This is a genomic window from Micrococcus sp. (assembly GCF_030523875.1).
Classification (GTDB): Bacteria; Actinomycetota; Actinomycetes; order Actinomycetales; family Micrococcaceae; genus Micrococcus.
Window position 1 is genome coordinate 1 of record NZ_JAUNHR010000009.1, and the last position, 8,698, is coordinate 8,698.

The window sequence follows — 8,698 nt, forward strand, 5'->3', positions numbered from 1 at the left end:
GAGACCCTCGACGCGGACACCCTGCACGCCCTCGGCCATGATCTGCGCTCGGCCTGCCGCGCGGTGTACGCCCGGGCGCTGCACCGCGGCACCGGGTCCTTCTGGCTCGACTCGGCCCGCACGGACGTGGGCACGGCCCGGTGGTCCGTCCTCGGCGACGCGGTGGACGCACTCCCGGACGGCCGCCCCCGCGTGCTGCGCGTGCACCGCGCCGACCCGGCGGACCACGCCGCGGGCCTGTGGGACGCGCTGGCCGCGGCGGCCGGGCCCCGGACCGTCCACGGCGGGGAGGGGCTGGCGTTCCGTGGGGGCCTGGTGGGGTTCCTGGGCTACGAGGCGGGCCTGGCCGGCCTTGGCGTGGCTCCGCCCCGGTCCGGCGGGCCCGCGGGCCTGCCCGACGCGTGGTGGGTGCGGCCCGCCCGCTGGGCGGCCGCCGACCACGCGGCCGGCATGCTCCACGTGTGCGCGGCCGGGGAGGACCCCGACGACGCCGCCCGCGCCGTGGACGCGTGGCTCGCCGCCGTGCGGGACGCGCTCGCGGCGCCGGTCTCGGCGGCGCGGACGGAACGCGGCCCCGGGGCGGACGAGGCCGCCGAGGCCGCCGGCGGGTGGCGGCACGGCCGCGCGGAGTACCGGGAGCTCGTGGACCGGTGCCGGGCGGCGCTCACGGCCGGCGAGTCCTACGAGCTGTGCCTCACCAGCCGGTTCGACGTGGACCCGGAGGTCGGGGCGCGCGTCGACCCGCTCGCTCTCTTCCTGGAGCTGACCGAGCGCACGCCGACGCCCTATGCGGCGCTGGTCGAGGCGGCCCCCGGCCCCGGCGAGACGGACGCGGGAGGCGGGTTCGCCGTCGTGAGCGCCTCCCCCGAGCAGTTCCTCTCCGGCGCGGACGGGGTGTACTCCACGAAGCCCATCAAGGGAACGGCGCCCCGGCATGCGGACCCCGTGGCGGACGCGGCCGCCGCGGAGCATCTGACCACGGACCCCAAGACGTTCGCCGAGAACCTGATGATCGTGGACCTGCTCCGCAACGACCTGGGGCGGGTGTGCGAGCCGGGCTCGGTGCACGTGCCGGCGCTCATGCAGGTGGAGTCGTACGCGACGGTCCACCAGCTGGTGTCCACGGTGCTCGGCCGGGCCGCCCCGGGCGTGACGCCGGTGGACGTGGTGCGCGCGCTGTTCCCTGGCGGCTCCATGACGGGCGCGCCGAAGCTGCGGTCCGTGGAGATGCTGGCCGGGATGGAGGCCGCCCCGCGCGGGGTGTACTCGGGGGCGCTGGGGTTCCTCGGCGCGGACGGCCGCACGGAGCTGAGCATCGTGATCCGCACCGCCGTCCGGGACGCGGCGGGCCGGTGGAGCGTCGGCGCCGGCGGCGCCGTCGTGCTGGACTCCGACCCCGACGCCGAGTACGACGAGGTCCTGCTCAAGGCACGATCGGTGCGCGAGGCGATGGCGCGCGTCGCCGGGTGAGACACTCCTCCCCCCTGACGCTGTGGGGGCGTTTCCTGGCGCTGTGCGGCACACACTGCGCCGGAAAACGCCCTCAGAAGGGGACGGGGCGACCCACTCCGTAGGGTGGAGCCATGACCTCCCCTGCCACGCCCCGCACGCCCGCCGGCCGTCCTGCCGAGGCGCCCGCCGGCGTCGACCCCGAGGCGTCTGCCGCCGTCCGAGAGCTCGTGGCCCGCGCCGAGCGGCCCGTCGTCCTGACCGGGGCGGGCATGTCCGCCGAGTCCGGGGTGCCCACGTTCCGCGACGCGCAGACCGGCCTGTGGGAGCGCTACTCCCCCGAGCAGCTGGCCACGGAGGAGGCGTTCCTCGCCGACCCCGCGCTCGTGTGGTCCTGGTATCTGTGGCGGGCGCGCATGGTGCGCGGGGTGGAGCCGAATGCGGGGCACCGCGCGGTGGCCGCGTGGCAGGAGCGCGTGCCGGGGCTCGTGGTGGCCACGCAGAACGTGGACGACCTCCACGAGCGCGCCGGGGCGGACGTCCTGGCCCACCTGCACGGCTCGCTCTTCGCGTTCCGCTGCGCCGAATGCGACGCCCCGGCCGAGGTGGACGTGGCGGCCGCGCACGACGGCGACCACGCCCCCGGCTCGGAGGCCGACCTCGAGGCGCTCCTGCGGGTCGAACCGCCGGTGTGCGCGGCGTGTGGTCAGGGCCGGGTCCGCCCGGACATCGTGTGGTTCGGCGAGATGCTGCCGGCAGACGAGTGGGATGCGACCTACGCCGCGCTGGACGGCTGCGACCTGTGCGTGGTGGTCGGGACGTCTGGGCTCGTGCAGCCGGCCGCGTCCCTGCCGTTCGTGGCCCTCGGTGCGGGGGCGCCGGTGGTGGAGGTGAACCCGGACGTCACCGAGCTGAGCTCCGCCGTGACCCACCGCCTCGCGGGGCCTGCGGGGCTCGTGCTGCCGGCCGTGGTGGGCTGAGGTCGGCGGGTCTGCTCAGAACCAGTCGCGCGTGAACGTCTCGCCGAGCACCAGGGTCCGGTGCCACTCGATCGCGGTGGAGTCGGTCAGCGAGGCCACCTGGTCGATGACCACGCGGGCGCGGGCGGCGTCGTCGGGGGCCTCCCGCCAGTCCGCAGCGAACATGGGGTCCAGGTAGCGGTCCCCCGTGGTCTGCAGCAGCTCCACCAGCTCGGCCAGCAGCTCGCGCTGCCGCGCGTAGAGGGGCTGGCGCTGCTCCGAGGTCATCACGAACGCCGCCGCGATGCCCTTCATGACGGCGATCTCGTGCTCGGTCTCCGCGGGGACCACGACGTCCGCCCCGTGCCGGGTCAGCGGCTCGTTGCCGAAGACCTCGCGGGTGGCCTCGAAGGCTGCCGCGCAGAACCGGCCGATCAGCTGGCTGGTCATGTCCTTCATGGCCGCGAGCGCCCGCCGGGTGCCGTCCATCTCCGCGACCCACACGTCCAGGGATTCGAGCCGCGCCAGGGCGGCCTCGATCTCGGCGGGGTCGGCGCGGGGCAGGTACCAGTCCCGGGTGGTCTCGACGACGCGCTGCCGCTGCTCGTCGCGCTCGGCGATCCACCGCAGCTGGAACGCGGAGTTGACCACGCCGTCCTCGACGTCGTGCACGGAGTAGGAGATGTCATCGGCGAGGTCCATGACCTGCGCCTCCATGGACTTCCGCATCCCCGGCACACCCTCGCGGAACCAGCGGAAGACGGGCAGGTCGTCCGCGTACACGCCGAACTTCTTGGAGCGCTTCCCGTTGGGCTTGAGCGGGGCGTCCTCGCGGACCCACGGGTACTTGCACGCGGCGTCGAGCGCGGCGCGGGTGAGGTTCAGGCCCGCGGAGGAGCCGTCCGGGAAGGACTTCTTGTGCTCCAGCCGGGCCAGCAGGCGCAGGGTCTGCGCGTTGCCCTCGAAGCCGCCCGCGGCCTCGGCGACGGCGTCCAGCGCCTTCTCCCCGTTGTGCCCGAACGGCGGGTGCCCGAGGTCGTGGGACAGGCATGCGGTGTCCACGAGGTCCGGGTCGCAGCCCAGGGACCGGCCGAGCTCCCGCCCGATCTGCGCCACCTCGAGGGAGTGCGTCAGGCGGGTGCGGGAGAAGTCGTCCACGTCCGGGGCGACGACCTGGGTCTTGGCCCCGAGGCGCCGCAGCCCGGCGGAGTGCAGCACGCGCGCGCGGTCCCGTTCGAAGTCGGAGCGGTAGGAGGACTTCTCCGGCTCGGCCAGCCAGCGCTGCCGGTCCCACGCGGTGTAGCCGGGCGTGGGCGCGGGCCGGCCCGCGTAGGGCGGCCGCCCCTCCGGTCCGAACAGGACCGGCTGGGAGGTGCGGCGCGCACCGTGGGTGCCGCCCGGCGTCGTGCCTGTCCCCGCGGACGACGACGGCGTCCCCTGCTCAGCCACCGGAGACGTCCAGCTCGGCGGCGGCGATCATGGCCTTCTGCTCGGCGTTGAGCTCGCGGGAGTCGAGCCAGCCGTCGGGCAGGTGCGGGCGCTTCGGGGCGCCGGCCCGGCCGCGGGGACCCTCGGCGGCCTCGCCCGGGTAGGGGGCGTCCCGATCCACGCGGTCCAGCAGCTCGCGCAGGGTGGCCAGGTCCGGCACGGTGGACAGCGCGGTGCGGATCTCGGAGCCCACGGCGTAGCCCTTGAAATACCAGGCCACATGCTTGCGGATGTCCCGCAGGGCCTTGAGCTCGTCCCCCTCGAAGGTGTCCACGAGCAGCTCGGCGTGCCGGTACAGGGTGTCCGCCACCATGCCCAGGCTCGGGTGGAAGCGCTCCGGGCGGCCCTCGAACGCGGCCTGCAGGTCGCCGAACAGCCACGGGCGGCCCTGGCAGCCGCGGCCGATCACGACGCCGTCCACGCCGGTCTGCTCGACCATGGCGATCGCGTCCTCGGCGGACCAGATGTCCCCGTTGCCCAGCACCGGGATGTCCGGCAGGGCCTCGCGCAGGCGGGCGATGTCCTCCCACACGGCGGTGCCCGAGTAGAACTGGCGGGTGGTCCGCCCGTGCAGGGCGACGGCGGCCACGCCCAGGTCGCGGGCGGTGCGGCCGGCGTCGAGGTAGGTGAGATGGTCCTCGTCGATGCCGCGGCGCATCTTCACGGTCACCGGGATGTCCTTCTTGGACGCCTCGGTGACGGCGGCCTTCACGATCGAGGCGAACAGCTCGGACTTCCACGGCAGGGCAGAGCCCCCGCCGCGGCGGGTGACCTTGGGCACGGGGCAGCCGAAGTTCATGTCGATGTGGTCCGCCCGGTCCTCCTCCACGAGCATCCGCACGGCGGCGCCCGTGGTCACCGGGTCCACCGAGTACAGCTGCACCGAGCGCGGGACCTCGTCCGGGTCGTGCTTGATGATCCGCATGGACTCGGGCTTGCGCTCCACGAGGGCGCGCGCGGTGACCATCTCGTTGACGTAGAGGCCGCCGCCGTACTCGCGGCACAGGCGCCGGAACGCGGTGTTGGTGATGCCGGCCATCGGCGCGAGCACCACGGGCACGTCCACCGTGATGGGACCGAGCTTCAGCGGGGGCAGCGTCAGGCGGTCCGTGGTGGGCGCGGCGTGGCGGCCCTCGTGGAGCTGGTCGTCGTCGGCGATCCTTCGGCCCGCGCCGGCGGCCTTCGCGTACAGGGCGCGGTTCGGGTCCACGCCGGGAGCGTCGACGGCGGGCGCACCGGGCGTGGCCAGGGCGGCGTCGGGGAAGGTGTGGGAGGCAGTCATGTCAAGGGCCATTCTTCCACCGCGGTCAAGCCGACGACGGCGGGGTCCCCCGCCTGCCTGTCAGCCGGGGGAGCGGGGTGGGTGGGGTAGGCGACGACGACGACCCACCGTGGCACGTCGTGGTCACGACGCGCCGTGCCCGCCGGGGTGCCCACGGCGTGTCGTGACCACAACAGGCAGGGGCTGGCCGCCCCCTGGTCCTCAGCCCTGCGTCTGCGCCGCGGCTCCCTCGTCCAGGACGGCCGCGATCTCCGGGCCGCCGAACATCTGCGCCGTCTCGCGCGCCGAGGGCTGCCCGGCGTCGGGGTCCGCCCCGGCGGCGAGCAGCAGGCGCATGGACTCCACGTCCCCCTTGAAGGTGGCGCAGGTGAGGGGGCGCTGGCCGCGGTCGTTGGCCTTCTCCACGTCCGCGCCCACCTCGATCAGCATCCGCACGGTCTCCGGCTGATCGTGGTAGGCGGCGAGGGTGAGGAAGGTGTCCCCCGCGCCGTTCTGCAGGTCTGGGTTGAGCCCGGCCACGATGTACGCCTCGAGCGTCTCGGCGTGCCCGTCCCGCGCGGCGTCGAACATGCGCCCGGCGAGCTCGAGCATCTCCTCGGACGGCTGGCCGGGCTCGGGGGCGCCCGAGGGGGCGAGCGCGTCGGTGGTCTCCGCCTCCAGGTCAGGCCGGGCGTCGGCGGGCGGGGTGGTCTGGTCCTTCTGCTGGTCGGTCATGACCGCCAGTCTGCCCCGCGGGTCAGCCCTCCGTCCGCCTCCAGGCGGCGCGCAGGACGTCATACGGCTCCGGCCGGCGTCCCTCGTCGCCCGGCGGCGGGGCCGTCCGCAGGACCAGCGCCAGGGTCCCGCCCTGCAGGCGCACCGCGACGGTCCAGCCGCCGTCCTCGTCCGCTGCGTCCACGGCCAGGCCCTCCCCCGCGATCGGGTGGGAGGCCACGGGATCGGCCCCGGTTCCCGTCCCGACCCCCGACGACGACGGCGCCCCCGCCGCGCCGCTCAGCAGCCGGACCCCGGGGGTCTGGTGGACGGAGTCGACGAGGGAGGCGGTGACGCGGCCGGCGTCGTCGGCACGGCCGAGCACGAGGTGCCCGGCCTGCTCGCCCCGCTCGGGGTGGGTCCAGGTGTAGTCCAGCGCCAGGGCGGCACCCCCGGCGACCGGGGTGAGGCGCGCGGCGGAGGGGCCGGAGGAGAAGTCGTCGCCCGGGTACAGGCGGACGCCGCACGTGCCGGACCAGTCGGTGGCGGGGTACAGGCTCATGGGGCGATCCTCCCATCCGCCGCGTCCGCCAGCACCGGCAGGATCCGGGCCAGGTCCCGCAGGAACGGGGCGAGCTCCTCTCCCGGCACCGGCCCCGTGCGGACGCCGAGCACGTCCTCCGGCCAGCCCTTGGCCCAGCGCAGCGGCAACCCATGACGCCGGGCCGCGTCGGCCTTGATCCTCGCCGCGCCGATCCGCCCGCCGCCGGCGCTGCGCGAGACGCGTACCGGCCCGTCCGGGGCGCACGCCGCCTCGGCCGCCTGCCCCACCCGGCGCAGGGCGTCGATCCAGGCGGGGGCGGCGCCGTCGTCGTCGTGGTGGGGAACGGCGATCTCGCCCGGCGCCATGACGACGCCGGCCGTCGCGTGGAAGCGGTCCGCGCGGCAGCGCACGGGGGTCACCCAGGCGGCCACCGGTCGTCCCCCGTCCTGCGACGCCCGCTCCAGGCGGACCGTCGGGTGGGGTCCGGCGACATCCACCGTCACCGTCCAGCCGGGGCCGAGCGTCGCCTCCAGGTCCGCGGCGAGGGGAGGCAGCTCCGCGCGGAGTCGGTCGTAGAGGGCGTCGACGCCGGTCGGCTCGCTCACGCGCCGGCCGCGCCGTCGCCGTCGCGGTCGCCGCCGTCGAGCAGGGCGGTCAGCTCCGCCGAGCCGAGCATCTGCGCCGTCTGGCGGGCGGTGGGGGTGCCGGCGTCGGGGTCGGCCCCGGCGTCGAGCAGCAGCCGCGCGGACTGCGCGTCCTGCTTGAACACGGCGCACACCAGGGGCAGCTGGCCGCGGTCGTTGGCGAGGGCCGGATCCGCGCCGAGCTCCAGGAGCATGGCCACGGTCTCAGGGCGGCGATGGTAGGCGGCGAGGGTGAGGAACGTGTCCCCGCCGGTGTTCTGCAGGTCCGGGCTGACCCCGCGCCGCAGGAACGTGCTCAGCAGGCCGGTCTGCCCGTGGCGGGCGGCGTCGAACAGCCGCCGGGCCAGCTCGAGCTCGTCCTCGTCGACGCGGGCGGGGGTGGTCTGCGGGGTCTCGGGCATGCCCGCCAGTCTTGCCGTTCCGGACTCTGACAGGGGAGGTCTGGGGCCCGTGACGCCGGGAACACCACAGAGTCCTTCAGTGTTGAAGAAACCATGACCGAGAAGAACGTGGGATTCCTGAACTTCGGGCACTGGATCCATCGGCCCGGCGGCGAGCCGGACGCCAAGGCGGCGCTGGACGACGTCGTGCGGATGGCCGTGGACGCCGAGGCCGCCGGCCTGGACGGAGCGTGGATCCGCATCCACCACTTCCAGCGGATGTTCTCCAGCCCGTTCCCGATCCTCGCCGCCATGGCCGCGCACACCGAGCGCATCAGCCTCGGCACCGGCGTGATCGACCTGCGCTACGAGAACCCCCTGCACCTGGCCGAGGCCGCCGCCACCACCGACCTGCTCTCCGGCGGCCGGCTCGAGCTGGGCGTCTCGCGCGGCTCCCCCGAGGCCGCCCTCGACGGGCAGGCCCAGTTCGGGTACGCGCCCGAGGACGGGCAGAGCTGGGCGGACCTGGCACAGGAGCGCGGCCGCCGGTTCCTGGAGGCCGTCCGCGGCGCCCGCCTGGCGACGCCGGACCCGGCCTCCGGCTGGTCCTACACCTCCCAGCGGATGCCGGTGGAGCCGCAGTCCCCGGGCCTGGCGGACCGGATCTGGTGGGGGTGCGGGTCTACGTCCTCGGCCGTGCGCGCCGCCCAGGACGGCTACCACATGCTCTCCTCCACCCTGCTGCTGCAGGACGACGGTCGCCCCTTCCACGTGCAGCAGGCCGACCAGATCGCCCGCTACCTCGACGCGCGTGCCGCGGCGGGGGTGCCGGGGACGGGCCGCACGGCGGTGACCCGCTCGGCGTTCGTCATCCAGGACCGCGAGGACGAGCTGTACTTCGGCCGCGAGCGCCGCTCCCGGGACTCGGCGGGCATGCTCGACGGCGGCGCCGCCCGCTCCGGCCCCACGTACGCCGGCAGTGCGGAGGAGGTCGCGGAGATGCTGGCCGCCGACGACGCGGTGCAGGCCGCCGACTGGGTCCTGTTCGCCAACCCGAACCAGCTGGGCGCCGAGTACAACGCCAAGCTCTTCGCGGGCTGGGCCGAGGTGTGGCGGCTGCTCGGCTGGGACGCCTGACGGGGGCGGGGGCGGCTGAGGACTCCGAGGCCTCGGCGCCCCGGTGCCCCGGTGCCCCGGCGGACCTTTTGGTCACGACACGCCGTCGCAGGTCCGGCCGCCGCGGCGTGTCGTGACCACAA

General features: G+C 75.4%; 9 protein-coding genes. 3 read left to right on the top strand and 6 right to left on the bottom strand.

Annotation, left to right across the window (positions count from 1 at the left end; translation table 11 throughout):
- Both Q4D18_RS02325 and Q4D18_RS02330 read left to right on the top strand, forming a co-directional pair.
- On the top strand, positions 1 to 1,470 hold a 1,470-nt coding region (locus Q4D18_RS02325; RefSeq protein ID WP_303125382.1), incomplete at its 5' end, for an anthranilate synthase component I family protein.
- A 113-nt stretch (positions 1,471 to 1,583) separates the two neighbouring features.
- Entirely contained in the window at positions 1,584 to 2,429 is an 846-nt protein-coding gene (locus Q4D18_RS02330) for an NAD-dependent deacylase (protein WP_303125385.1), read from the top strand.
- Between the two features lie 15 nt (positions 2,430 to 2,444).
- Here the strand turns inward: Q4D18_RS02330 and Q4D18_RS02335 are convergent, their stop codons facing one another.
- The 6 genes from Q4D18_RS02335 to Q4D18_RS02360 all read right to left on the bottom strand — a co-directional run bounded on the left by Q4D18_RS02335 (position 2,445) and on the right by Q4D18_RS02360 (position 7,460).
- Positions 2,445 to 3,767 (bottom strand): deoxyguanosinetriphosphate triphosphohydrolase, encoded by a 1,323-nt coding sequence (locus Q4D18_RS02335; protein ID WP_303125468.1) that lies wholly within the window; start codon positions 3,765 to 3,767, stop codon positions 2,445 to 2,447.
- 82 nt (positions 3,768 to 3,849) lie between these two features.
- Complete coding sequence (gene dusB, locus Q4D18_RS02340) at positions 3,850 to 5,178, bottom strand: tRNA dihydrouridine synthase DusB (protein WP_303125387.1); 1,329 nt, start codon at positions 5,176 to 5,178, stop codon at positions 3,850 to 3,852.
- A 201-nt stretch (positions 5,179 to 5,379) separates the two neighbouring features.
- Entirely contained in the window at positions 5,380 to 5,769 is a 390-nt protein-coding gene (locus tag Q4D18_RS02345) for an ankyrin repeat domain-containing protein (protein ID WP_303125470.1), read from the bottom strand.
- Between the two features lie 145 nt (positions 5,770 to 5,914).
- Positions 5,915 to 6,433 (bottom strand): hypothetical protein, encoded by a 519-nt coding sequence (locus Q4D18_RS02350; RefSeq protein ID WP_303125388.1) that lies wholly within the window; start codon positions 6,431 to 6,433, stop codon positions 5,915 to 5,917.
- Complete coding sequence (locus tag Q4D18_RS02355; RefSeq protein WP_303125391.1) at positions 6,430 to 7,020, bottom strand: hypothetical protein; 591 nt, start codon at positions 7,018 to 7,020, stop codon at positions 6,430 to 6,432. The genes Q4D18_RS02350 and Q4D18_RS02355 overlap by 4 nt, the downstream gene beginning before the upstream one ends.
- Entirely contained in the window at positions 7,017 to 7,460 is a 444-nt protein-coding gene (locus Q4D18_RS02360; protein WP_303125393.1) for an ankyrin repeat domain-containing protein, read from the bottom strand. Before Q4D18_RS02360 ends, Q4D18_RS02355 begins: the two co-directional genes overlap by 4 nt.
- A 93-nt stretch (positions 7,461 to 7,553) precedes the next feature.
- On the opposite strand from Q4D18_RS02360, the gene Q4D18_RS02365 reads away from it, so the two are divergent.
- Positions 7,554 to 8,576, top strand: a complete 1,023-nt coding sequence (locus Q4D18_RS02365) for an LLM class flavin-dependent oxidoreductase (RefSeq protein WP_303125397.1) — start codon at positions 7,554 to 7,556, stop codon at positions 8,574 to 8,576.
- Positions 8,577 to 8,698 lie beyond the last annotated feature (122 nt).